20 protein-coding genes are annotated in these 25,440 nt (G+C 43.1%); 14 read left to right on the top strand and 6 right to left on the bottom strand.

From position 1 onward, the window contains the following. Window positions 1-36: 36 nt before the first annotated feature. The gene (gene srmB, locus CAG57_RS03300) at window positions 37-1,263 is read right to left on the bottom strand and encodes an ATP-dependent RNA helicase SrmB (RefSeq protein ID WP_099610647.1); all 1,227 of its coding nucleotides are present in this window, start codon (window positions 1,261-1,263) and stop codon (window positions 37-39) included. An 89-nt stretch (window positions 1,264-1,352) separates the two neighbouring features. Then, window positions 1,353-2,060, bottom strand: a complete 708-nt coding sequence (locus tag CAG57_RS03295; RefSeq protein WP_161427985.1) for a tRNA1(Val) (adenine(37)-N6)-methyltransferase — start codon at window positions 2,058-2,060, stop codon at window positions 1,353-1,355. Between the two features lie 322 nt (window positions 2,061-2,382). Here CAG57_RS03295 and brnQ point away from each other — a divergent pair, with 322 nt between their 5' ends. The 4 genes from brnQ to vpsR all read left to right on the top strand — a co-directional run bounded on the left by brnQ (window position 2,383) and on the right by vpsR (window position 8,199). Next, on the top strand, window positions 2,383-3,699 hold the full coding sequence (gene brnQ, locus CAG57_RS03290; RefSeq protein WP_099610648.1) for a branched-chain amino acid transport system II carrier protein: 1,317 nt from the start codon (window positions 2,383-2,385) through the stop codon (window positions 3,697-3,699). Window positions 3,700-3,914: 215 nt separating this feature from the next. Then, window positions 3,915-5,013, top strand: a protein-coding gene (prfB, locus tag CAG57_RS03285) for a peptide chain release factor 2 (RefSeq protein WP_099610649.1) whose coding sequence is annotated in 2 segments (ribosomal slippage) — window positions 3,915-3,989 and window positions 3,991-5,013 — 1,098 coding nt in all. Because the reading frame shifts where the segments join, the coding sequence is not laid out codon by codon here. Between the two features lie 32 nt (window positions 5,014-5,045). Next, window positions 5,046-6,578, top strand: coding sequence for a lysine--tRNA ligase (gene lysS, locus CAG57_RS03280; RefSeq protein ID WP_099610650.1), 1,533 nt, complete (start codon window positions 5,046-5,048; stop codon window positions 6,576-6,578). A 286-nt stretch (window positions 6,579-6,864) separates the two neighbouring features. Next, entirely contained in the window at window positions 6,865-8,199 is a 1,335-nt protein-coding gene (vpsR, locus tag CAG57_RS03275; RefSeq protein WP_161428496.1) for a cyclic-di-GMP-binding transcriptional regulator VpsR, read from the top strand. A 115-nt stretch (window positions 8,200-8,314) separates the two neighbouring features. Here vpsR and CAG57_RS03270 read toward each other — a convergent pair whose 3' ends face one another. After that, window positions 8,315-9,349 carry an NADP(H)-dependent aldo-keto reductase gene (locus CAG57_RS03270; protein ID WP_161428497.1) on the bottom strand — a complete coding sequence of 345 codons (1,035 nt, stop codon included), beginning with the start codon at window positions 9,347-9,349 and terminating at the stop codon, window positions 8,315-8,317. Window positions 9,350-9,522: 173 nt separating this feature from the next. Then, window positions 9,523-10,197 (bottom strand): DNA mismatch repair endonuclease MutH, encoded by a 675-nt coding sequence (gene mutH / locus CAG57_RS03265; RefSeq protein WP_161428498.1) that lies wholly within the window; start codon window positions 10,195-10,197, stop codon window positions 9,523-9,525. Between the two features lie 611 nt (window positions 10,198-10,808). On the opposite strand from mutH, the gene rppH reads away from it, so the two are divergent. From rppH to CAG57_RS03240, 5 genes are read left to right on the top strand one after another with little or no spacing between them, the layout of a single operon-like run. Further along, entirely contained in the window at window positions 10,809-11,327 is a 519-nt protein-coding gene (rppH, locus tag CAG57_RS03260) for an RNA pyrophosphohydrolase (RefSeq protein ID WP_161428499.1), read from the top strand. Between the two features lie 2 nt (window positions 11,328-11,329). Further along, window positions 11,330-13,576, top strand: a complete 2,247-nt coding sequence (gene ptsP / locus CAG57_RS03255) for a phosphoenolpyruvate--protein phosphotransferase (protein ID WP_161428500.1) — start codon at window positions 11,330-11,332, stop codon at window positions 13,574-13,576. A 9-nt stretch (window positions 13,577-13,585) separates the two neighbouring features. Further along, window positions 13,586-14,380 carry a TSUP family transporter gene (locus CAG57_RS03250; RefSeq protein WP_161428501.1) on the top strand — a complete coding sequence of 265 codons (795 nt, stop codon included), beginning with the start codon at window positions 13,586-13,588 and terminating at the stop codon, window positions 14,378-14,380. A 34-nt stretch (window positions 14,381-14,414) separates the two neighbouring features. Further along, window positions 14,415-15,230 (top strand): prolipoprotein diacylglyceryl transferase, encoded by an 816-nt coding sequence (lgt, locus tag CAG57_RS03245; protein WP_099610655.1) that lies wholly within the window; start codon window positions 14,415-14,417, stop codon window positions 15,228-15,230. A 9-nt stretch (window positions 15,231-15,239) separates the two neighbouring features. Next, entirely contained in the window at window positions 15,240-16,091 is an 852-nt protein-coding gene (locus tag CAG57_RS03240) for a thymidylate synthase (protein ID WP_099610656.1), read from the top strand. 157 nt (window positions 16,092-16,248) lie between these two features. On the opposite strand, the gene CAG57_RS03235 is transcribed toward CAG57_RS03240, so the two are convergent. After that, window positions 16,249-17,397 (bottom strand): Na/Pi symporter, encoded by a 1,149-nt coding sequence (locus tag CAG57_RS03235; protein WP_161428502.1) that lies wholly within the window; start codon window positions 17,395-17,397, stop codon window positions 16,249-16,251. A 359-nt stretch (window positions 17,398-17,756) separates the two neighbouring features. On the opposite strand from CAG57_RS03235, the gene nhaR reads away from it, so the two are divergent. Together nhaR and CAG57_RS03225 are read left to right on the top strand one after the other, a co-directional pair. Next, a complete protein-coding gene (gene nhaR / locus CAG57_RS03230; RefSeq protein WP_099610658.1) occupies window positions 17,757-18,647 on the top strand; it encodes a transcriptional activator NhaR in 891 nt (296 codons plus the stop codon). Window positions 18,648-18,949: 302 nt separating this feature from the next. After that, window positions 18,950-19,246, top strand: coding sequence for an ArsR/SmtB family transcription factor (locus CAG57_RS03225; protein WP_099610659.1), 297 nt, complete (start codon window positions 18,950-18,952; stop codon window positions 19,244-19,246). Between the two features lie 100 nt (window positions 19,247-19,346). Here CAG57_RS03225 and rpsT read toward each other — a convergent pair whose 3' ends face one another. Next, a complete protein-coding gene (gene rpsT, locus CAG57_RS03220) occupies window positions 19,347-19,607 on the bottom strand; it encodes a 30S ribosomal protein S20 (protein ID WP_099610660.1) in 261 nt (86 codons plus the stop codon). Window positions 19,608-19,955: 348 nt separating this feature from the next. On the opposite strand from rpsT, the gene murJ reads away from it, so the two are divergent. The 3 genes from murJ to ileS all read left to right on the top strand — a co-directional run bounded on the left by murJ (window position 19,956) and on the right by ileS (window position 25,435). Next, window positions 19,956-21,524 carry a murein biosynthesis integral membrane protein MurJ gene (murJ, locus tag CAG57_RS03215; RefSeq protein WP_099610689.1) on the top strand — a complete coding sequence of 523 codons (1,569 nt, stop codon included), beginning with the start codon at window positions 19,956-19,958 and terminating at the stop codon, window positions 21,522-21,524. 65 nt (window positions 21,525-21,589) lie between these two features. Next, entirely contained in the window at window positions 21,590-22,558 is a 969-nt protein-coding gene (ribF, locus tag CAG57_RS03210; RefSeq protein ID WP_161427305.1) for a bifunctional riboflavin kinase/FAD synthetase, read from the top strand. A 30-nt stretch (window positions 22,559-22,588) separates the two neighbouring features. Further along, the gene (gene ileS, locus CAG57_RS03205; RefSeq protein ID WP_161427304.1) at window positions 22,589-25,435 is read left to right on the top strand and encodes an isoleucine--tRNA ligase; all 2,847 of its coding nucleotides are present in this window, start codon (window positions 22,589-22,591) and stop codon (window positions 25,433-25,435) included. Window positions 25,436-25,440: the final 5 nt, after the last annotated feature.

Below are 25,440 nucleotides of genomic sequence, written 5' to 3'. Positions count from 1 at the left end.
ACGATGCATCGGCTTTTTGCTATTGAGAGGAGCGGGTTACTTTTTTTTCTTTGTCGCTTTCTTTTTCACAACGGTTTTCTTTTTTTCATCTTTTTTCTTTTTCTTGAAGGTCGGCTTTTTATGTTTAGGGCGTAAACCTTCTATAAATCGTTCTTTAATCTCTTCTTTTACATAACGGGCGACCCGATCCATCATCGGCTGATCGTGTGCTTCGACCAAAGAAATAGCATTGCCTTTCTTACCGGCGCGAGCCGTTCGACCGATGCGGTGTAAATAGACATCAGCACTACGGGGCATGTCAAAGTTTATTACATGGCTAATGTCAGGCACATCAATGCCTCTGGCGGCAACATCAGTAGCCAGTAGGACATTAACCTCACCCTCACGAAAGCGAGTGATGGCGTTATTACGGCGATCTTGTGGCATTTCACCTTGGATCCAAGCGCAAGCAATTTGTGCTCTTTCGAGTTCTGCACGCAGTTCAGCTAATCGTTCACGGGTTTTTAAGAAAACAATTGCCCGTTCAGACTGTTGGGTAAGAATGGTTTTGAGTAGTTCAAGCTTATGTTCCATATTGTCTGCGCGGTGATACCATTGCGCAATTTTTTTCCGCTCACGGCGCGGTGGTTCTGCGTTAACTTCTGCTGGGTTAGTGAGTAGATCAGCAGTAAACCCTTCTACTCCTCGCCCCTCTAATGTGGCAGAGAAAAGTAAGGTTTGCTTACGCCAGCGACATTCAGAAGCAAGGCGATCAACCACAGGGCCAAAGCCCATATCTAGCATGCGATCAGCTTCATCAAGTATTAGCCATTCAATGGCACGGCAATCGAACCGTTCCGCTTCTATATATTCCAGCAAACGGCCAGGGGTTGCCACGACAATATCTTGGGTCGTGGCGAGAATCTCAGCATGCTCTTGATATTGAACCCCCCCAGTGATGGTAAAAATATTAAGATGGGTATATTTAGCCAATTCACGAGCTTGTTCGGTGATCTGCATGGCAAGTTCACGAGTAGGCGTGAGGATTAAGATCCTCGCTGGGCCTCCTTTTTTGCGCGGGAAATCTTGTAAATATTGCAGTGCAGGGATGACAAATGCCGCCGTTTTACCCGTACCTGTTGGTGCAGAGGCAAGAATATCTCTACCGTCCAGGGCATGGGGAATCGCTTCCTCTTGAACTTGAGTGGGGCGTTGAAAGCCCATTTCTTCAATTGCTTCAAGAAGATTGGCATCCAGTTCTAGGTCAGCAAAGGTTTTAGTCACAGTTGGGGTACTCCGCAAGGCTGGGGCTGAATAGTCTAAAATAAAGGGCGCACATTATAGTTGGATCTTTAGTCAGATCACATCTTTAATTACTTCATCTTAAGATAAAAATCCCGAGTCAGGGCTATAAAGTCATCACTATACCCATTTTTAGTATGGATCGTCAGTTTACTGCGTTCAACTTGACTCATTTTTTTACTGAGTTCAAATAGTAACCGATGTACTGCTTTTGAAGGCGTCGGGCTGACTTCACATAATCGTGTTAGGTACCAACCTTGTTGTTGGGCTAATTGAATAAATGATTTTCCTTCTTTAATTGGCAAGATAAAACAAGCTCGACCATCTTCAGTTAATAGATCGGCTAAACGATCAATTAAGCTTGAATGAGTTAAGTTCTGAGTATGTCTAGCGAGCGCTCGTGAATAAGAGTGCGCCATCTCTCCACTAGTGAAGTAAGGCGGATTACAGATGACCCCGTCAAAATGAGTACTAAAGAGAGTGGTCAGTATGTCTTGTTGGCATACCTCAATGCGTTCTTGCCAAGGCGAAAGAGCCACATTATGAGTGGTTGAGTTGAATGCCAATGGATCAATATCGATAGCACAGATAGATACTTGAGCAAAGCGCTGCGCGCACATAAGGGAAAGTAAGCCTGTGCCACTACCTATATCAAGAATCCGTTTCGGAGAGTGAGTAAATGCCCAAGCTCCAAGCATCACGCCATCAGTACTGACTGGCATGCCACATTGCTGTTGAGTAATCGAAAACTGTTTAAATTTAAAAGGGTTACTTTTCATTGCGCTGCTTTTTTATAAACATCGGGTGTTATATGAATTATGAGAGGATTTTCTCTGATGTTGTGAATTTGTTTGGTGTTTTATGCTATATGTTGACCATTTGTAGTGGAGTTTAATTGAAATATGATTCTGTATTATTTTTAACAAATAGTGTAATACACTGCTTTTGGGCTCCATTGATAAATTAATATGGTGTTTTTTGCTTAGCTATTGCGAAAAGTCGATAGGTTCGTCATTATTCCAGTCTTATTAGTTAGAGGAAGCTCGACTTCCCTTTCAATGCACACACAACATCTATTACATATTTATTTAAGGGTTATCTGTGAAACAGACGTTAAAATTAACAGATATTGCCGCGTTAGGCTTTATGCTTTTTGCGTTCTTTCTCGGCGCTGGAAATATTATCTTTCCGCCATTGGCCGGCCAATTAGCTGGAGAAAATTTACTTTCAGCGATGACCGGCTTTCTTCTCACTGCCGTTGGCTTACCGCTTGTCTCTATTATTGCTGTAGCGATTGCTGGCGGAACTTGGAATCATCTTACCAAAGATCTACCGGCTAAGATTGCCACATTAGTCGCTGTGCTTATTTTTATTATCATCGGGCCTGCTTTTGCGACGCCACGGACAGGGCTTGTGGCTTATGAAATGGCCGTTAGTCCCTTGTTTGCCGAGACATCTCAACTTCATCTCACGATTTTTTCTATCCTCTTCTTTGCTGTGGCGATGTTTTTCTCTTGGTCACAAGGCCGTTTGATTGATCTGATTGGTAAATTGTTAACACCGGCTCTTTTTGTTGGCCTTATTGTATTAGCTATCGGTGTTTTTCTTGATCCGCAAGGGGAATGGATGGCGGCCAGTGGCCCATATATAAACCAGCCATTTACCAAAGGGTTTTTGGAAGGATATAACACGATGGATACCTTGGCAGCGCTGATGTTTGGTATGCTGATCGTTGATGCATTGCGTAGCAAAGGAATTACCGAGCAGAAAGCGACGACGAAATATCTGATTAGCTCGGCATTTATTGCTGCTTTTGGTTTAGCCTCAGTCTATATTTCTTTGTTTTACCTTGGCGCGACCAGCTCTGCTATTGCTGGAGGGGCAGATAATGGTGGCTTTATTTTAAGTCAATATGTTCAAGCATTATTTGGCCCTTATGGACAAATCGTTTTATCGACCATTGTGCTGTTGGCTTGTTTAACTACAGCGATTGGCTTGATCTCTGCGTGTTCTGACTACTTCTGTTCTTTAACACCAATTCCATATCGTGCTTGGGTAATCATTAATGGTGTCGCATGTGCGACGGTTGCGAATGTTGGCTTATCTCAACTGATTGCACTCTCTATTCCTGTTTTGGTGGCCTTGTATCCGGTGGCGATTGCTTTAGTGGTACTGGCTTTTGTGCGTCATAAAATGCCCAATCCTCAAGTGGCTTTTCGTGTGGTGACATTGGTCGCTTTCTTATTTGCCTTGATCGATGCGGCTAAAGTCTGCGGTTTGGATGTGTCCATGTTTGATGCGTTGCCTTTATTTGATGTTGGGATGGGCTGGGTACTGCCTTCCTTTACCGCTTTAATCTGTATGTTTTTTGTCGCGGGTAAAGTCTGTCGAGTGCCTTCTAATCAAAGCACTGCATAATCTAAGGGCTGTTGACCCTAGGGTTAACCAAAATTAGTGGCGGATGATGGTTTTCATCCGCTTTTTTATTGGGTGACGCATGCGGTTTGGATTAGATATTGCTAGTTTAATGAAGCGAGAGAAGAGATAACGTGACTGGATTTTTTCCTGTATCTTCGTCACATTTTTCAGTAGAATTCTTTGGTTAAATTCTATTCATAAAGCCAAAAATCAACATGTTTGAAATCAATCCTATAAAAAACCGTATTCAGGATGTGTTGCAACGCACAACAATCCTGAGGGGGTATCTTTGACTACGATGCAAAGAAAGAGCGTTTAGAAGAAGTTAATGCAGAATTAGAGCAACCGGATGTTTGGAATGAACCTGAGCGGGCGCAAGCTTTGGGCAAAGAACGTTCCTCACTACAAGCGGTTGTAGAAACCATCGATCAATTAGAACAAGGAGTCGATGATGTCGAAGGGTTGCTTGAGTTAGCGATTGAAGCTGATGATCAAGAAACCTTTGATGAAATCGAACCTGAATTACGTGAACTTGAAAGTAAACTGGAACAGTTAGAGTTTCGTCGTATGTTTTCAGGCGATCACGACGCCTCAGATTGCTATATTGACTTACAAGCCGGTTCGGGTGGTACAGAAGCTCAGGATTGGACCTCAATGCTACTGCGTATGTATTTGCGTTGGGCGGATGATAAAGGGTTTAAAACCGAAGTCATTGAGGTTTCTGAAGGCGATGTTGCTGGACTTAAATCGGCGACTGTGCGTATTATCGGTGATTATGCGTATGGCTGGTTACGTACAGAAACTGGTGTTCACCGTTTAGTACGAAAATCCCCTTTTGATTCAGGTGGTCGTCGTCATACTTCATTTGCTTCTGCCTTTGTCTATCCAGAAATTGATGAAAACATTGCGGTTGATATTAATCCTTCGGATCTACGTATTGATGTTTATCGTGCGTCAGGTGCGGGAGGGCAGCACGTTAACACCACAGAGTCTGCGGTTCGTATTACTCATATTCCAACCAATACGGTGGTGCAATGTCAAAATGATCGTTCTCAACATAAGAACAAAGATCAGGCAATGAAACAGCTACGAGCCAAGTTATTTGAACTTGAGTTACAAAAGCAAAATGCTGAAAAACAAGCGAATGAAGATGCCAAATCAGATATCGGCTGGGGAAGCCAAATTCGTTCTTATGTATTAGATGATTCTCGAATCAAAGATTTACGTACTGGCGTTGAAAATCGCAATACGCAAGCGGTTCTAGATGGTGATCTAGATAAATTTATTGAAGCTAGCCTTAAATCAGGCCTATAAGCTTTTTACCGATAAAACAGGGTACATGCAAAATGACTGATGCTGTTCAAAACGAAGCGAATCAACCACAAATTGCGCAAGAAGAAAACAAACTGATTGCAGAGCGTCGTAGTAAGTTAGAGCATATCCGTAAGAGCTGTAAGGCGAATGGTCACCCCAATGACTTCCGCCGTGACAGCTTGGCGGGTGATCTGCAAGAGAAGTTCGGTGAAAAGAGCAAAGAAGAGTTAGAAGCCCTTAATCATGTTGTGGCGATTGCTGGCCGTATCATGGCCAAGCGTGGGCCATTCTTGGTTATTCAAGAAACGTCTGGCCGTATTCAAGCGTATGCTTCGAAAGAAGTTCAAAAAGCGCTGAAAGAAAAATATCAAGGATTAGATATTGGCGATATTATTGGTGTGAAAGGTGCTTTACATAAATCAGGTAAAGGTGACCTTTATGTGAATATGGAAGAGTATGAATTACTGACTAAAGCACTACGTCCGTTACCTGAGAAGTTCCACGGCCTGACCGACCAAGAGATGCGCTATCGTCAACGTTATGTTGATTTGATTGTAAATGAAGAGTCACGTCATGCGTTTGTGATCCGTTCGAAAGTGATGTCCGCTATTCGCAATTTCATGATCTCTAAACAGTTTATGGAAGTTGAAACACCAATGATGCATGTGATTCCGGGGGGGGCGAGTGCGCGTCCATTCATCACCCATCATAATGCACTTGATATGCCTATGTACTTACGCATCGCTCCGGAGCTTTATCTCAAACGTCTCGTAGTGGGCGGATTTGATCGTGTATTTGAAATTAACCGAAACTTCCGTAACGAAGGGTTGTCGCCTCGTCATAACCCAGAATTCACTATGATGGAATTCTATATGGCGTACGCCGATTACAAAGACTTGATGGATTTCACCGAAGAATTATTGCGTACTATTGCTTTGGAAGTGTTAGGTTCAACATCCATGCCTTATGGCGATGAAACCGTAGAGTTTGGCGGTGAATATGCGCGAATGAGCATGTTTGAAGCGATTAAACACTACAATCCAGATCATGCACAAATCCAAGCGCTCACAGAAGATGATATACAAAATCGTGAACTTATGGTGTCGATTGCCAAATCGGTTCACGTTGAAGTGGAAGAGTTCTGGACTTGTGGTCAACTTCTTGAAGAGATCTTTGGTGAAACGGCCGAGCCTAAATTAATGCAGCCAACCTTTATTACGGGTTATCCTGCGGATATTTCACCGTTAGCTCGACGTAGTGATGATAATCCATTCTTTACTGATCGCTTTGAATTTTTCATTGGTGGGCGTGAAGTTGCCAATGGTTTCTCTGAGCTCAATGATGCAGAAGATCAAGATGCTCGCTTTAAAGCGCAAGTTGAAGCGAAAGAATCGGGGGATGATGAAGCGATGTTCTATGATGCGGACTACATTACCGCACTAGAGCACGGTTTACCACCAACAGCAGGCCAAGGTATCGGCATTGACCGTTTAGTGATGCTACTGACCAATACACATACTATTCGTGATGTTATCTTGTTCCCAGCCATGCGTCCTCAGCAGTAATTGTTTTAGCAACATAAAAACCGCCAAAAGGCGGTTTTTATGTTTTTTATCTCTGCGAATGCCCCACCAGAAAAAGTATAACGTTCTATTTATTTTGCTCTTCTAAGAAAAGAGTTCCCTTTGAGATCAAACTTCTGCAATTTACTGATCCAATTCAGAGAGATTTATCGTGTAATCTTAATAGTGATACAGATTCTATTTTAGAGTACCACTAAGGTAACGACGATAAATTCCGCGCCAATGTAGCGCAATATAAAAAATAAAAAACGAATAAGGAAACCAGTTGATGGGTACTCAATTTCGCATGGGTTGTGTTCCCGGTTCGCTAATTGTCGTAGGAGGCACTTATGAGCCGTGGTTATCAGTGCTAGAGCAAGCAGGCTGGAAATGTAAACAATGTGCTGATCTGCGCAAAGCCGATCAAATATTTTCCGAGGTGGGGCCATGTATTGGTATTGTTGACCTGAGCCACGATGAGTTTAGCTTGAATGGCGTGGCAAATTTAGTCAGTAGTCATAAACAGGTTCGCTGGCTGGCTTTTATCCGTGAATCTCAACTTCGTTCAGATACGATTTGCCAATTTATCGTCAACTTCTGCATCGATTTTTTTACCGCTCCAATTCCAGACACTCAGTTGCTCAGTACCATTGGTCACCAGTTAGGGATGCTCCAACTAGAAAAAAAAGTGTGGCCAGATTATGGCGCACATACCGACATGGGGTTAGTAGGCGAATCGGTGGCAATGAAGCGCTTACGCGATCAAATTAAACGGATTGCACCAACTGATGTCAGCATTTTGATCTCAGGAGAAAGCGGAACAGGAAAAGAGAGCGTAGCTAAAGCGATTCACAAAACCTCCGCTCGCTCACAAAAGCCATTTATTACCATCAATTGTCGCGCGATGGCCGAACAAAGATTTGAACAGGAGCTGTTTGGGAGCGCTCGCTCAGCAACCACTCCGGCTTTACTGCTACAAGCGCATGGCGGCACTTTATTGCTTAATGACATTCTTGCTCTGCCAAAGAATCAACAATGGAACTTGCTGCGTTTTTTACAAGAAGGAAAAGTCAGTACACCGCAAGGCTTTCAACAAGTCGATGTACGGATATTAGCTGCACATTCTATGGATATTGAAAAGGCGTTAATTGATGGTGATTTTAATGAAGAGCTGTACCATTATATTAATGTGCTGAGAATTCAGGTGCCTAGCCTAAAAGATAGAGCCGGAGATGTTGAATTATTGGCGAACCATTTCTTAAAAGAGTATGCCAAAGAATATAACGCACAAGCCCGTAGTTTTTCTGAGGATGCTTTACATCTGCTGGCTCGTTATCACTGGCCGGGAAATGTCCGAGAGCTAATGAATCAAATTAAACGAGTGGTATTGATGTCTGATACGGTCATGCTCGATCAATGTCACTTGGATCTACCCAAACGTATTGAAAGTAAACGCACGTTGAAAAGTATCCGAGAACGTTCGGAGCGCGAGGCGTTACTGCAAGTATTAGAGTCGCATGCTGGGCAAGTATCCAATGCAGCAAAAGAATTGGGGATATCGCGAGCAACAATGTACCGTTTACTTAACAAGCACCATTTATTGCCAGAGACGATTATAACCTGAGACGATTGTAACATGAGACGATTGTAACATGAGACGATGTTCTAACCGCCGGTCAACAGAGGTTCTAACCGCAGATCAGCAGAGCGAATCGCTAAATTCACTCTGCGGGATATTGTTATGGGCAAGGGTTTGAATACAGTGTCGCGATTTTAGTTATTTCGGAGAGTAATTCATCACCCAATGTGATCTCTACGCTATCAATATTACTTTCTAGCTGAGATAACTGAGTGGCTCCAATAATATTACTCGCGACGAACGGCTGTTGGTTGACGAAAGCTAGTGCCATTTGTGCGGGATTTAAGCCAAATTCCTGAGCGAGATTGACATAAGCTTGAGTCGCTTCGATACCTTGTGGAGTGAAGTAACGCTGAAAACGTTCAAATAAAGTACATCGCGCCCCGCGTGGGCGAGCATTATGCAAATATTTACCGCTTAACACGCCAAATGCCATAGGGGAATAAGCAAGCAACTTAACACCTTCAAAATGACTAATTTCGGAAAGACCAATTTCAAAGCTACGATTAAGTAGGTTATAGGGGTTTTGAATCGAAACCATTCTAGGGAGTTCATGTTTTTCAGCTAAACGCAGATAAGTCATTAACCCCCAAGGCGTTTCATTTGAAACGCCAATATAACGAACTTTTCCCAGACGAATGAGATGATTTAGCGCTTCTAATGTCTCAAGTAACGTAACTTCTTCTTGTGTATCTGGGTATGAGTAGTTCAGTTGACCAAAATTATTTGTTTGCCGTTGTGGCCAGTGTAATTGATAAAGATCGATATAATCGGTTTTTAGACGCCGTAAACTCTCATCAATGGCTTGATGAATATTTCGGTGATCGAGAGCCATTTTATCGCGGATGTAGTCAACATTACGAGGGCCAGCAATTTTGGTCGCGAGGACGATTTTTTCTCGTTTACCCGATTTTTCTATCCAGTTACCAATATATTGCTCAGTTTTACCCTGGGTTTTAGCATTGGGTGGTACTGGATACATTTCAGCGGTATCAATAAAGTTGACTCCACGTTCCAGTGCGTAATCAAGCTGTTGAAAAGCATCGGCTTGACTGTTTTGTTCACCGAATGTCATGGTACCTAAGCCAATTTTACTGATTTCTAAGGTGGAATGTGGCAGTTTGGTATATTGCATAGTACTTCCTTGTTGCGATGAAAAAGCCTATCGCTTTCGTACAACGTCAGTGATTTGCTACAAGAATGTTACTATAAGCGAACCTCACTTCTAGTGAAAATAAATTTTAGCGAGATCTTGTGGTTGGTCACCTGATGCAAGAGCTGAAAAAACTTGAATTAACCAGATAAAGGCTAACAGGGGAGAGCATAATAATGCGCTAGTAATTTCGCTGTGAACTGAGTTCGTAAATAAAACCCTCGTGGTAGGGTTCGAATGGGACGGCCATTGACACCATAAGCTTCTGTTTTGACACGCCCGTGAGCGGCTTTCGGACGCAGCTGTAAGACTTGTCCATGCTTGGCTGTAATTTGTGATATTTGCCCAAGCACGATCAATTCCATTAATTCTTCCCAATCTGCTTTTAACAGCGCTTCTTCCTCTGCCGAAGGGCTCCAGATTAAGGGCGATCCAACACGTCGTTCAGGCAAAGGAATTTCTCGTTCTCCTTGTACCGGCATCCATAAAACGCGTGATAATTTATGTCGCACATGGCTATTTTCCCACGTTAATCCTTGGATACCTGTTAGTGGTGCAACGCAGACAAACGTGGTTTCTAAGGGCTTTCCTGTATAACTAATCGGAATACTTTTTAGCTCAATACCTAATTTAGCAAAGTCTTGTTGAGGCTTACTGCCCGCGCTTGCCCCTAAATGCCATTCTAATAACTGACCGACCCAACCCTTATCTTTTTTAAGATCAAGTGGAACTTCCATCATTGCTTGTTGAGCTAATTCAGCAAATGTCAGCCCCGCGATGTGTTGCGCTCTATCGAGTAGTTCTTGTTCACTCTTAGGTTCAGGTTTCATGGGATTCTTGACAACTAAAAATATCGATTATAACAAAAACGATCCTAAAAAGGATCGTATTGATGATTTATTCAAAGCAAAGAAAAGCGTTGTGCTTGGGTTATCCACAGGATAATCAAGGGAATAAATGATTGGACTAGTGTGGATAGATATACAGGGCTTTAGAAGGCCTCTTTTCAATAATCTTTTCCATTTTATGCGTTGTTACAGCGTGTCTGTGTGGATAACCGTAGGGTTGGTTGATCTTTGAACATTTGTGTTTTTTTTATGATCTTGGCAAATCATTAACGTGTGTATCGTGGGTGGTTTAATTTAACTGTTTGATATTAAATTAATTAGTTTTTTATTTTCTCAACTTTTTATGGATGTAAAAATGGAAAAAAAAGCGATTTTATTTTGTTCACTTATTTCTGCACATGGTTATTCACAGAAAACGTGAATAAATGTGCTCAAAGTCTCATTCTTTTGTTGATAACTATTTGGAAGGATAAAAAGAGTACCCTTTAGTCTTCCTTAGTCATAAATATCGCATGAATCACACGAGTTCGTTTGCTCCTGTTGGGGATATGTGGAAAAATCAGCATCATTAAGATTTTACTAGAGGTTTGCCAGTGATAGATGGCGATGGTTACCGGCTCAATGTAGGTATTGTGATATGTAACAACCATGGTCAGGTATTCTGGGCGAAACGATATGGACAGCACTCATGGCAATTCCCACAGGGAGGCATTGATGAGGGTGAGTCTCCCGAACAAGCGATGTTTCGGGAGCTTTACGAAGAGGTTGGGTTAACCAAAAAAGATGTCAAAATCATTGCGACCAGCCGTCATTGGTTAAGATATAAACTACCAAAACGCTTGGTACGATGGGACTCTCAACCTGTCTGTATTGGACAAAAACAGAAATGGTTCTTACTGCGTATTGAATGTGATGAGTCAAAAATTAACATGCAACGTGGAAGTACCCCTGAATTTGATGGTTGGCGCTGGGTTAGTTATTGGTACCCAGTTCGGCAAGTCGTGTCTTTTAAGCGTGATGTTTATCGACGCGCGATGAAAGAGTTTGCCTCCTTAGCGATGCCTTTTAAAGAGCGGAAAATAAAAGGCAGGCGCAAAAACCGAAGAGGATAAGTATGCTTTCTCAGCTAAGGGACATAGTTGAACAAGTGTCAAAAGTTGAAGACGTTTATCAAGCGTTGGATATTTTTGTCAAACAAACATGCAGTGCCATGGCGACTGAATGTTGTACCGTCTACTTAGTTAATGAAGAAATGGGACGCCTAGAGCTGATGGCGACCCAAGGCTTGAAGTTTAAAGGCGATAAAATTCATATCGGTTTTGACGAAGGATTGGTGGGATTAGTGAAGCGAACAGCTGAGCCGATTAACCTTGCCAAAGCTTCTCAGCATCCCAACTTCAAATATTTTGAGCAATTAGGAGAAGAGGTTTACCATTCCTTCCTTGGCACTCCGATTATCTATCGTAAGCAAGTGCTCGGGGTGCTGGTGGTTCAGCAAAAATCTCCCCGTTTATTTAGTGAGATGGAAGTCTCTTTTTTAGTCACGTTAGCAGCTCAGTTAGCGGTAATTGTTGCTTATGCTCAAACACAAGGGCATTGGCGACTGGCTAAGAAGCAGCAGGCCATCAGCGGTATTCCTGCGTCAACAGGAGTGGCGATTGGCGAGTTATGGTGGGATGATTCTCAACCACAGTTAGTGGATGTTTGCCCTGCATCAACACTTGATGTAGAAAAAGAACAAGCTTGGCTTACTCGAGCGATGGAAAGTGCACTGAGTGATTTTCGTAAATTAAGAAAAAAACTTGATAACGATATCAATAAAGAAGCATTAGCCATCTTTGATCTCTTTACTCATTTACTCAATGATCCCATGCTGGGCAATGATTTAAAAGCACAGATCCAAAAAGGAGACCGAGCAGATTGGGCTCTACGTCAGGTCGTTGAAAGTTACTCTAATCGGTTTGCTCGTATGTCGGATGCGTATTTGCGTGAGCGAGCACAAGATATTCGAGAGCTTGGCCAGCGTCTACTCTATTTTCTCTATAATACTGAGCATGAGCAGCAGCAGCTCGAGAAACCGATTATTTTGGTTGTTCGTGAGCTTACCGCTTCTATTTTGGCCACATTACCAAAAGATAAATTATTAGCGGTTGTCTCGTTGGAGGGAGCGGCCAATTCACACGCTGCGATTTTATCCCGTGCACTTGGTATACCTGCCATTATGGGGGTTTCGCTAAACCTAAAGCAGATCAATGGTAAAAGAGGTATTGTTGATGGGTACAGCGGTAAACTGTTTATTTCACCAGGAAAGCAGATTGTAGCCGAGTATCGGGCGTTAGCATATGAAGAACTGCAACTATCAAAAATGGTCAATGAGGCGATTTTTGAACCAGCCTTTACCCAAGATGGAACACGTATTGAGCTGTTATTGAATGCAGGGTTAAGTGCCGATACTAACATTGCTATTAATCAAGGCATTGATGGCATTGGGCTATATCGGACCGAAATCTCATTTTTACTGCAGCATCGCTTTCCATCTGAAGAAGAACAGATTTTACAATATCGAGCAGTACTGGATGCTTATCCTGATCGCCCTGTGGTGATGAGAACTTTAGACGTTGGAGGTGATAAACCTCTGCCTTATTTACCAATCGAAGAAGACAATCCGTTTCTTGGTTGGCGAGGTATTCGTTTTACTCTTGATCATCCTGATATTTTTCTTATTCAACTGCGTGCGATGATGCGGGCGAATAGTGAGCATCATAATCTTAGGATCTTATTGCCTATGGTTTCTGGCGCAAAAGAACTTGATGATACTCATGCGTTAATCCAGCAAGCTTACCAAGAAGCGGTCAAGTTGGATGCCAGTATTGTGATGCCTAAAATAGGAATAATGCTCGAAGTTCCATCAATGCTCTACTTGCTACCGATGATAGCCAATAAAATTGATTTTGTATCTGTTGGTACCAATGACTTAACGCAATATTTATTAGCCGTTGATCGGAACAATGCTCACGTTGCTGATGTCTATGACTCGATGCATCCAGCCGTGATCATGGCTTTAAAACAGATCCAACAGACTTGTCTGCAATATTCGATTCCGGTTTGTGTATGTGGTGAGTTAGCGGGCGACCCTATCGGTGCGTTGTTATTGATCGGTCTTGGTTACACAACGTTAAGCATGAATGCTTCTAATGTTGCTAAGGTGAAGTATTTAGTTCGCCACTCAGCGCGTAGCGACTTGCAGTTATTAGCCCAGAAAGCCTTAATGCAATCCTATGGGCATGACATTTACAATATGATGCAGGTTCATTTTGAAAGTTTGGGTTTTGCCGGCTTTATTCGTGCGGGAAAGAAATAGGAATATAATGTGGGAATCGAATTAATTGCTCTACTGGTCATACTCGGCGTTATTGTGGGTTTATTGGCTGGCTTGCTAGGCATCGGCGGGGGATTACTCGTGGTGCCAGCTTTATTGTGGTTGTTACCTAAGGCTGGGATTGCAACGGATATTGTTATGCATTTGGCGCTCGCGACGTCTTTAGCCAGCATTATTGCTACATCAGCCTCTTCAGCATTTAATCATCTTAAGTTAGGTAATGTTGATCTGTTCGTTGTTAAATGTTTGTTACCCGGAGTTTTGCTTGGTGGGTTTTTAGGTTCTGGCGTGGCAGAGTGGATCCCTAGCCATTATCTACCCAAAGTATTTGGTGTGATTGTCTTACTGCTTGCCATACAAATGGTGATTTCTATCCAAGCGCGCTCAAATCATCCGATGCCGAAAGCTTGGGTGACCACCTTGTCTGGTACCGTTATTGGTATTATCTCTACGTTAGCAGGCATCGGCGGTGGTTCTCTTACTGTGCCCTTTTTAAATCGTCATGGCATTGAAATGAGAAAGGCGGTGGGCTCGTCTGCGGTTTGTGGCTTAATGATTGCGATGTCAGGGATGCTGGGTTTTATTTTGCACGGCTATCATCTAGAAAATTTACCCGATTACAGTATTGGTTATGTTTACCTTCCCGCCTTATTAGCGATTGCTTCTACTTCGATGTTAACTACTCGTGTCGGTGCGAAATTAGCCACTCGGCTGCCAACGGCGACGTTGAAGCGTTTTTTTGCTATTTTCCTCATGTTTGTTGCGCTAACCATGTTGCTGCAATAATGTTTTTATTCTTAAAAATAAGAGAACGTCATTTATGTCTCAGGGATATTTAACTTTTCCGAACATCGATCCGGTGTTGTTTTCCATTGGCCCACTTTCTGTACGTTGGTATGGAATGATGTATTTATTTGGCTTTCTATTTGCCATGTGGCTGGCCAATCGCCGTGCTGATCAACCGGGCAGTGGTTGGACACGAGAGCAGGTTTCCGATCTGCTGTTTGCCGGTTTTTTGGGTGTGGTAATTGGTGGGCGAATTGGATATGTGCTGTTTTATAACCTTGATCTATTTTTAGCTGATCCACTATATCTCTTTAAAGTTTGGACCGGAGGAATGTCGTTTCATGGTGGCTTATTGGGGGTCATTTCGGCGATGTTCTGGTATGGGCGAAAACATCAGCGTACTTTTTTTGGGGTGGCGGATTTTGTTGCTCCCTTAGTTCCGTTCGGATTGGGTATGGGGCGGTTAGGTAATTTTATGAATTCCGAGCTTTGGGGCCGAGTGACCGACGTGCCGTGGGCATTTGTGTTCCCGAATGGCGGGCCACTGCCTCGTCATCCTTCCCAATTGTATGAGCTAGCATTAGAAGGGGTTATCCTATTTTTTATTCTAAATTGGTTTATCAAAAAACCACGCCCTCTAGGCTCAGTTTCTGGGTTATTTTTGATCGGATATGGTACATTTCGTTTCTTGGTTGAATTTGTTCGTGAGCCGGATGTACAACTTGGCTTGTTTGGTGACATCATCTCCATGGGGCAAATTCTTTCCACACCAATGATTATTATCGGTGGACTACTCATGTTTTGGGCGTATCAACGCCAAGTCTATCAAGATACACCTCAAAAGAAATAAGGGCTTGAAGTGAAGCAGTATTTAGACCTTTGCCAGCGAATTGTGGAACAAGGCGCTTGGGTTGAAAATGAACGTACCGGTAAGCGCTGTCTAACCGTCATTAATGCGGATTTAACTTATGATGTGGCCAATAATCAGTTTCCATTAGTCACGACACGTAAAAGTTTTTGGAAAGCCGCGGTGGCAGAATTACTTGGATATATTCGGGGTTACGATAATGCTGCTGATTTCCGTCGTTTAGGAACCAAAACGTGGGATGCGAATGCCAACTTAAACCATGACTGGTTGAATAATCCTTATCGAAAAGGTGAGGATGATATGGGGCGAGTTTATGGCGTCCAAGGTCGCGCTTGGGCGAAGCCTAATGGTGGACAGGTCGACCAACTGAGGAAGATTGTTGATGATTTGACCCATGGTGTTGATGACCGCGGAGAAATACTCAATTTTTATAATCCCGGTGAATTTGATATGGGCTGTTTGCGGCCTTGTATGTACAGCCATCATTTTTCTTTGCTGGGCGACACCTTGTACTTAAATAGCACTCAACGCTCCTGTGACGTACCGCTAGGTTTGAACTTTAATATGGTTCAAGTCTATGTGTTTCTTGCTTTAATGGCACAGATAACCGGTAAAAAACCCGGTCAGGCGTATCATAAAATTGTCAATGCGCATATCTATGAAGACCAATTGGCCCTCATGCGTGATGTACAACTAAAGCGCGAACCCTTTGGCGCTGCTCGTTTTAACATTAATCCTGAAATTCGTTCACTGGAAGATTTAGAAACTTGGGTGACATTAGATGACTTTGAAGTCACGGGTTATCAGCATCACGATGCCATTCAATATCCCTTTTCAGTATAATGGTCGGGTTCTACTCGACGTTGCAGTGGTGTGATTGCATGCTTGTTACTCATTTTCTTTTTACCGATCAAATAGGTTAGATAATTTTTTGATGGGTGAAGACGAAAAAGCCGCCGTTGCTATGATACGGCGGCTTTTTATTAACCTCATTCTTATATTAGGTGGTTAAACTAAGTATTGAGCCAGGTAACACAACGAAGACAGCCAGTAAATAGGCCGCTACCGAGGCTTTATTTTTAATCGCACAATCAGAAATCCAATCCGCTCCTTTGAGAGGAAGTTCTCGCAAGAATGGAATGCCAAAAATCAGTAGCGTTGCCATTAAGTTAAAGACTAAATGCACGAGCGCAATTTGCAGAGCAAAAACAGCAAATTCTCCTGATACGGCGGTAGCGGCGAGTAAGGCTGTGACACAAGTACCGATATTTGCCCCCAGAGTAAAAGGGTAAATATCGCGGACTTTGAGTACGCCTGAGCCGACTAAAGGAACGATTAGGGTAGTGGTTGTGGTAGACGATTGAACGAGTACTGTGACAATACTTCCAGAGGCGATGCCATGCAATGGGCCTCGGCCAATAGCTTTTTGCAAAATATCTTTCGCTGGACCAACCATGAGTTTTTTCATGAGTTTTCCCATCGCTAAGATGGCAAAGAAAATAATTAGAATCCCGATCCCTATCATGCTGACTCCACCCCAAATGTTACCCAATGAAGTTAACTGGGACTGCAGAGCACTAATAATGGGCTTAGTAACAGGGCCAATAAAATCTAGCCCCTTGATGCTCATATTGCCTGTTGACATCAGAGGGGAGACTAACCAGTAGGCGATCTTTTCTAATATTCCGAACATCATTTCCAATGGCAGGAAAATCAGTACGGCGAGTAAGTTGAAAAAATCATGAATGGTTGCACTGGCGAAAGCGCGTTTAAATTCATCCTTGCAATGGGCATGTCCTAAACTGACCAGCGTATTGGTCACCGTTGTTCCAATATTCGCCCCCATCACCATGGGGATGGCGATTTCTACAGGTAAACCACCAGCCACTAATCCTACGATAATGGAAGTCACCGTACTCGATGATTGAATCAGAGCGGTAGCAACTAGCCCTATCATTAATCCGGCGACAGGGTGTGAAGCAAATGCAAAAAGAGCTTTTGCTTGCTCTCCAACGGACCATTTAAATCCACTCCCGACCATCGCAACGGCGAGTAATAGTAAGTACAACATAAAGGCCAAGTTTATCCAACGTAGCCAGCGAGCAGTTGCTTCGCTTGAATACCTTGTTGATATCGCTTGGTTTAACATGGGCTTCTCCATTGACCGAATGACAATCACAGGTCTGTTGTTGAATCTGTGCGTGATAGTAGAGTGGGAATATTGCATTAATATGACAGCGACATGATTCAGTGGTGATTTTGTTATCTCACCCGGTTTATTTTTATTTTTATTTTATCTTTTTGAATTTCATGGTTTTTTTTGAGATAAGCAAGCGTGTTTTTCTCTCAACTCTTTGGCTAGCAAATTTCAGCTATATGACAATTGGGGGGTTCTTTTTCGTTTTAATCATTATTTTTGGTTTTATTTATCGGTTTTAACGAAGGGTTTGTGGTCTGTCGTGAGGTTTGTTATAACTAAAACCTCATTTTTATGCTGAAGCTTATCCTATGTCGCATCTCAACTATAATCACCTTTATTATTTCTGGATGGTGTGTAAACAAGGTTCAGTCACAAAAGCTGCTGAAGCTTTATTTCTAACGCCGCAAACGGTGACAGGACAAATCAAAGCATTGGAAGATAGGCTAGCCGGTAAATTGACAAAACGGAATGGTCGTAGTATCGAGCCGACCGAATTAGGCCAGTTAGTCTTTAAATATGCCGATCGCATGTTTGGCCTGAGTTATGAAATGCTGGATATCGTTAACTACAGCCAACGTTCTAATGTCCTATTTGATGTGGGAGTCGCTGATGCACTTTCTAAGCGCTTAGTGAGTAAGATATTGATGACGACTGTGCCAGAAGACAACCGAATTCACTTACGTTGCTTTGAGTCGACCCATGAATTACTCCTTGAACAGCTCTCACAGCATAAATTAGATATGATTCTTTCTGATTGTCCTGTCGATTCAAGTCAAAGCCCCGGTTTGTTTAGTAAAAAGCTAGGTGAAAGTCATATGGGGTTATTCGCCAGCAGCAAAGTCGATAAAAAAGATTATGCCGCGATTCTAGCTCATCGAAAATTATTGATACCGGGCAGCCGGACAGCCATGGGACGTAAAGTTCATCAATGGTTTGAACGGCAAGGATTACAGCCGAATGTGTTGGGTGAGTTTGATGATGCCGCATTGATGAAAGCGTTTGCCTTGTACCATCCTGATGTGATTTTTATGGCTCCTTTACTTTTGCGATCAGAAATGGAACAAGAAGGAACGTTGCATTTAATTAGTCAAATTGAGGAAATAAAAGAAGAGTACTACGTGATTTTTGCTGAACGGATGATTCAACATCCGGCCGTAAAAAGTGTATGTGATGCAGATTTTCACCATTTCTTTGAATAAAAAGAAATGGTTTTGAGCACCGTAGATTCAAAACCTTGCTGCAAATTTGGTATATATTATTGTTAACAAATAGATTACTATCTGCCAGCTCGGGCGGCTGGATAAGGTGGTGTTTGTCGCTATACTAACTGCCCGATAAATTTAAGTGTCCCTCTGTAGCTGTTCACTTACTCCTCTAAGTGTATTGCCTGTGACGAAAAAGTTAGAGCAGTAAGGTGTGATTAACTCGCCTTGTGTTTGAGTCGGTCAAACAGTATGTGGGTATGGGGTAGCTTAAGTGGTGATCGAAAAGAGGCTTGCTCATGAACCTAGAACAAATGGAACAGAACTCCACACAAGCAGTGGCGTTATTAAAAGCCATGGCAAATGAGAGGCGGCTGCAAATTCTTTGCTTATTACACAATCAGGAACTTTCTGTTGGCGAGTTGTGTGGAAAGTTAGAGTTGAGCCAGTCGGCATTGTCACAGCACTTGGCTTGGCTAAGAAGGGATGGCTTAGTTGAAACGCGCAAAGAAGCGCAAACCGTGTTTTATACGTTAAGCAGTTATGAAGTAAAAGCGATGATTGAGCTGTTGCATCGTTTGTATTGTGCTCACTAATTAAGATATGTGGCAGTTTGTTTAGCTGAAAAGTATAAAAAATAGATAAATAAAAAACCGGCTTTAGCCGGTTTTTTTATCACTGAGAAATCTCACTCAATTATAGAGCTTTGATTGCTGCAGAGAAACGAGACTTGTGGCGAGCTGCTTTATTCTTATGAATAAGGCCTTTAGTTGCCATACGGTCAAGGATAGGTGTAACGACTGCTAGTGCAGCTGTTGCAGCTTCTTTGTCGCCAGCAGCAATTGCAGCAACAGTTTTTTTCATATAAGTGCGCATCATTGAACGACGGCTAGCATTGTGCTGACGACGTTTTTCAGATTGGATAGCGCGCTTCTTAGCAGATTTGTTATTTGCCAAGGGTCTAACTCCCAAAAACTTTAGTTCGGTGACAATTTAAGGGCCGGAAATATCCCTTATTTGCACTTAAATGTCAAATGATTTGTGCAAAAACCCGTCTAAACCAAACAAGTTTGGTATCACAAGGTCTTCACGGTTAAGATGGCGTGGATTCTAACAGTATTTTTTTACCAATGCTAATACTTATCCGGATCTTACGCTGACATTCTGCGACTTCATATCAGGAGATAATCACTAAGTTAATAAAGTGACTGAGGTTTATCGAGGATGAAACTTTGATTATGAGGTTTTCTGTTTCAGTATTGTCAGTCATTGGTCGAGTATTTTCGCTTATTTTTCGAGGTTACTGTGAGTAAACGCTTACTCAAGTCAGGCATTATTGTGAGTGCTATGACATTTATTTCCCGGGTTTTGGGATTAGTTCGTGATGTGGTGGTGGCAAACCTAATGGGAGCCGGAGCTAGCGCGGATGTGTTTTTTTTCGCTAACCGAATTCCTAATTTTTTACGCCGTTTATTTGCTGAGGGCGCGTTTTCTCAGGCTTTTGTTCCCGTATTAACGGAATATCACGCTTCTGGGGACAAAGAAAAAACCCGAGCATTGATTGCTAAAGTATCAGGAACCTTAGGTGTTTTAGTTACGGTGGTGACGCTGCTTGGTATTGTTTTTTCTGGTGTCGTAACAGCACTATTTGGTGCAGGTTGGTTTTTGGATTGGCTACATGGTGGGCCTGCCGCGGAAAAATTTGAGTTAGCCAGTTTATTGCTGAAAATGACTTTCCCTTACTTGTGGTTTATCACTTTTGTGGCTTTATCTGGGGCGATTCTCAATACGTTAGGCAAATTTGCGGTTTCTTCCTTTACGCCGGTTTTTCTTAACGTGATGATGATTTTATCAGCGTGGTATATTTCGCCCAATTTAGCCAAACCTGAAGTCGGGTTAGCCATCGGAGTCTTTTTAGGCGGTTTGGTGCAATTTTTATTTCAACTGCCTTTTTTAATTAAAGCTGGCATGCTGGTTAAGCCCCAATGGGGCTGGCGAGATCCTGGCGTAGTGAAAATTCGCACCTTGATGATCCCCGCTTTGTTTGGTGTTTCTGTCAGTCAGATTAACCTGTTATTTGACTCTTTTGTTGCCAGTTTTTTGCAAACGGGCTCGATCAGTTGGCTCTATTACTCTGATCGTTTATTAGAATTTCCGCTAGGCTTGTTTGGCATTGCTATCGCAACGGTTATTTTACCCGCGTTGTCTCGTAACCATGTTGATGCCGAGCAAGCTGGGTTTGCGAAAACCATGGATTGGGGGGTTCGCATGGTGATTTTGCTCGGAATTCCCGCGATGCTTGGTTTAATGGTGTTAGCTAAGCCGATGCTGATGGTGCTCTTCATGCGTGGCGAATTCACCGCGAGTGATGTACAGCAAGCTTCGTTATCTTTATTGGCTTATTCTGCAGGTTTACTAAATTTTATGCTGATTAAGGTGTTAGCTCCTGGCTATTACTCTCGGCAAGATACCAAAACACCGGTCCGTTATGGCATTATCGCGATGTTAAGTAATATTGTTTTTAATGCGATTTTTGCTTGGTTTTATGGGTATGTCGGACTCGCAGCAGCTACAGCACTTTCTGCCTTTATTAATATGGCTCTTTTATATCGAGGCTTGCATCGCCAAGGTGTGTATCGAGTGAGTCGTCAAACGGTGTTATTTGTCATTCGTCTGCTTTTTGCTGGCGTAGTGATGGTGACTGCCATCTATTGGCAGTTGGATACGATGTCAGTTTGGTTAACGTGGGGACTTCCACAACGAATACTCACTTTAACGGGGCTAATTGTCTTTGGTGCATTAGCATATCTTCTTAGTGCTCTCGTGTTTGGCACTCGATTAAAAGACCTAAAAGCAGCGACAGAAGAGGGATAGTTAAGGTATAATCCGCCAGTTTTACACCCATATAATTGAGAACAATAGGTTTTAAGCGTATTGCAATGGAATTGATCCGCGGTATTCATAACATTAAGCCTCATCATTACGGTTGTGTTTTAACCATCGGTAATTTCGATGGAGTACACTTGGGGCATCAAAAGGTATTAAGTCAGGTCTCTAAGCAAGCGAAGTACTTGAATTTGCCCTCAGTGGTGATGACGTTTGAACCGCAACCGATGGAGCTTTTTCTAAAGGAGCGTGCGCCTGCTCGGTTAACCCGTTTGAGAGATAAATTTGTTCAATTGGGGAAATTAGAGCTTGATCGCTTGTTGTGTGTCAATTTTAATCATCATTTTGCCAATTTAGATGCTCAGGCGTTTATTCGTGACTTGTTGGTCACCCAATTGGGTGTTAAGTTTCTGGTAGTAGGAGATGACTTTCGTTTCGGGCAAGGTCGTAAGGGCGATTTTGCTATGCTGCGTCAAGCTGGAAAAGAGTACGGCTTTGAGGTGGTGAATACACACAGTTTTTGTGTTGAACAAGCACGAGTCAGTAGTACCTTGATAAGGGAAGCGCTTGCCGCCGATGAACTTCCTCTCGCTGCTAGTATGCTGGGAAGAAATTACAGTATTAGTGGGCGAGTTTCTCACGGTCGAAAATTAGGCCGTACCATCGGTTTCCCGACTGCAAATATCCCACTAAAACGATGTGTTTCTCCGGTTTCCGGTGTCTATGTGGTGCAAGCATATGGCTTGGGAGAATGCCCGATTGCTGGTGTGGCAAATGTTGGTCAACGGCCGACAGTGAATGGAGTTCGCCAGCAATTGGAAGTGCATTTATTCAACTTTCAAGGCAACTTGTATGGAAAACAGCTCGAAGTCGCGTTGTTACATAAGTTACGCGATGAACGTAAGTTTGAGTCATTTGAGGTACTCAAGCAACAAATTGAATTGGATGCTGAGGCTGCTAGGGTGTGGCTGCGTCAGCTTTACAGTGAGTCGGTTGATTCCACCGATGCACATAATGTCTAACTTCGCCCAATAGAACGGAATTAAGAATCGATGAGTGAATATAAAGATACCCTGAACTTACCTGCAACAGGGTTTCCAATGCGTGGCGATCTGGCTAAACGTGAGCCAGAAATGCTAAAACGTTGGTATAAAGAAGATCTATACGGAGCAATCCGTCAAGCTAAAAAAGGCAAAAAATCATTCGTACTGCACGATGGCCCTCCTTATGCCAATGGGGATATCCACATTGGTCACGCACTCAATAAGATTCTTAAAGACATTATCATTAAATCCAAAACGCTATCAGGTTTTGATGCCCCTTATATTCCCGGTTGGGATTGTCATGGTTTACCGATTGAATTGATGGTTGAGAAAAAAGTCGGCAAACCGGGTCAAAAAGTGACTGCGGCGGAGTTTCGTGAAAAGTGCCGTGAGTATGCCGCAGGACAAGTGGAAGGCCAAAAAGAAAGCTTTAAGCGGCTCGGTGTTTTGGGCGAGTGGGATAAACCTTATCGCACTATGGATTTTGCAACCGAAGCGAACATTATTCGTGCCCTCGGGAAAATCGCTGATAACGGCCACCTACTCAAAGGCTTTAAACCGGTGCACTGGTGTACTGATTGTGGTTCGGCGCTGGCTGAAGCGGAGGTGGAATATAAAAATAAAGTTTCTCCGTCTATTGATGTGCGCTTTAAAGCCGTTGATCCCGAAGCGGTGCTCAGTAAATTTAACTTAGCGCAAGATCATGCTGGACAAGGTGAACTATCCATTGTTATTTGGACCACTACACCTTGGACCTTACCTGCAAACCGTGCCGTTTGCTTGCGTGACGATCTTGAATATGTGTTGATCCAAGTTGAAGGTGAAAAGGCTGAACGCATCATTGTTGCTGCAGAGCTGGCCAAAGAGGTCATGGATCGTGCGGGTATTGAACATTTCCATAATCTTGGTTTTGCGAAAGGTGCCGATCTTGAACTAACTCAATACCAACATCCGTTCTACGATTTTACTGTGCCTGCCATTTTAGGTGATCATGTCACCACAGAATCAGGGACAGGGGTGGTACATACTGCTCCTGGCCATGGTCAAGAAGACTTTGCGGTTGGGCAAAAATATGGTTTGGAAGTCGCTAACCCTGTCGGTTCTAACGGTGTTTATCTGCCCGATACAGAACTGTTTGCCGGTCAGCATGTATTCAAAGCCAATGATGCTGTGGTTGAGGTTCTAAAAGAACGAGGCGCGCTGTTACATCACCATGCTTATGAGCATAGTTATCCACACTGCTGGCGTCATAAAACCCCTATCATCTTCCGGGCTACTCCGCAGTGGTTTGTGTCGATGGATCAAGCCGGATTACGTGAACAAGCGCTCAGTGAAATTAAAGGCGTGAAATGGATGCCGGACTGGGGTCAAAGCCGAATTGAAGGTATGGTTGAAGGTCGTCCTGAGTGGTGTATTTCTCGTCAACGGACATGGGGTGTACCGATTGCACTATTTGTTCATAAAGAGACAGCCGAGCTGCATCCTGAGTCACCAGCACTGATTGAAAAAGTCGCGCAGTTGGTTGAACAAAAAGGCATTCAAGCATGGTGGGATCTTGATACAACAGAGATCTTAGGTAGCGATGCTGAGCAATACGAAAAAGTGCTCGATACGCTAGATGTTTGGTTTGATTCCGGCGTCACTCACTATGCGGTTGTAGACAATCGATCAGAATTTCACGGTGCTCAAGCCGATATGTATTTAGAAGGCTCTGATCAACATCGTGGCTGGTTCCAATCTTCGCTGATTTCATCGGTCGCCATGAAAGGTAAAGCACCTTATAAAGAGGTCTTGACTCACGGTTTTGTGGTGGATGGACAAGGACGAAAAATGTCGAAGTCGATTGGCAACGTGGTTGCGCCGAAAGATGTGACCAATAAATTAGGTGCCGATATTTTACGTTTGTGGGTTGCTTCAACCGATTATACCGGCGAAGTGGCCGTTTCCGACGAAATTTTAAAACGCAGTGCGGACGCCTATCGTCGTATTCGTAATACCGCTCGTTTCTTCTTAGCGAACTTGAATGGATTTAACCCAGCGACAGATATGGTACCCGCTGAACAAATGGTGGCTTTGGATCGTTGGGCGGTTGCAAGGGCTTTAGCTGCGCAACAGGAAATTATTAAAGCGTATGAAGAATACAACACTCACGCGGTAGTTCAGCGTTTGATGCACTTTTGTTCTATTGAAATGGGGTCTTTCTATCTCGATGTGATCAAAGACCGTCAATACACTGCGAAGCGTGGGGGGCATGCACAACGTAGTTGTCAAACCGCACTTTATTATATTGTTGAAGCGTTAGTGCGTTGGATGGCACCGATCATGTCATTTACCGCCGATGAAATTTGGAACGCAATGCCACAGTTACAAGCGAATGGTGAAAAACGCAGTTCATTTGTTTTTGTCAGCGAGTGGTATCAAGACTTGTTTGCTTTAGATGAAAATGAACCGCTCTGCAGTGCATTTTGGAGTGATATCCAAGAAGTCCGTGGTGCAGTGAATAAATTGTTGGAAAATGCCCGTAGTGAAAAAATCATTGGTGGTTCGCTACAAGCAGAAGTGACTCTCTTTGCCAAGCCTTCATTAGCGGAAAAACTCAATAAACTCCATGACGAGTTACGGTTTGTGCTGTTGACCTCTAAAGCCACAGTAAAAGCACTAGAAGAGCAGACTGATGCGGCCCAAGCGACTGAGATTGATGGCTTGTTCGTACAAGTGAGCAAAATCGACGCTGAGAAGTGTGAACGTTGCTGGCACTATACTGCTGATGTAGGCACAATTTCAGGCCATGAAACCATTTGTGGTCGCTGTGTGTCTAACGTGGAAGGTGAAGGCGAGCAGCGTCAGTTTGCTTAATTTCA

The sequence above is a fragment of the Vibrio sp. V30_P3S12P165 genome, from assembly GCF_009904905.1.
Lineage (GTDB): Bacteria > Pseudomonadota > Gammaproteobacteria > Enterobacterales > Vibrionaceae > Vibrio > Vibrio fujianensis.
Note: the sequence above shows the minus strand (reverse complement) of the source record. Positions and strands in the feature narration are given on the sequence as shown.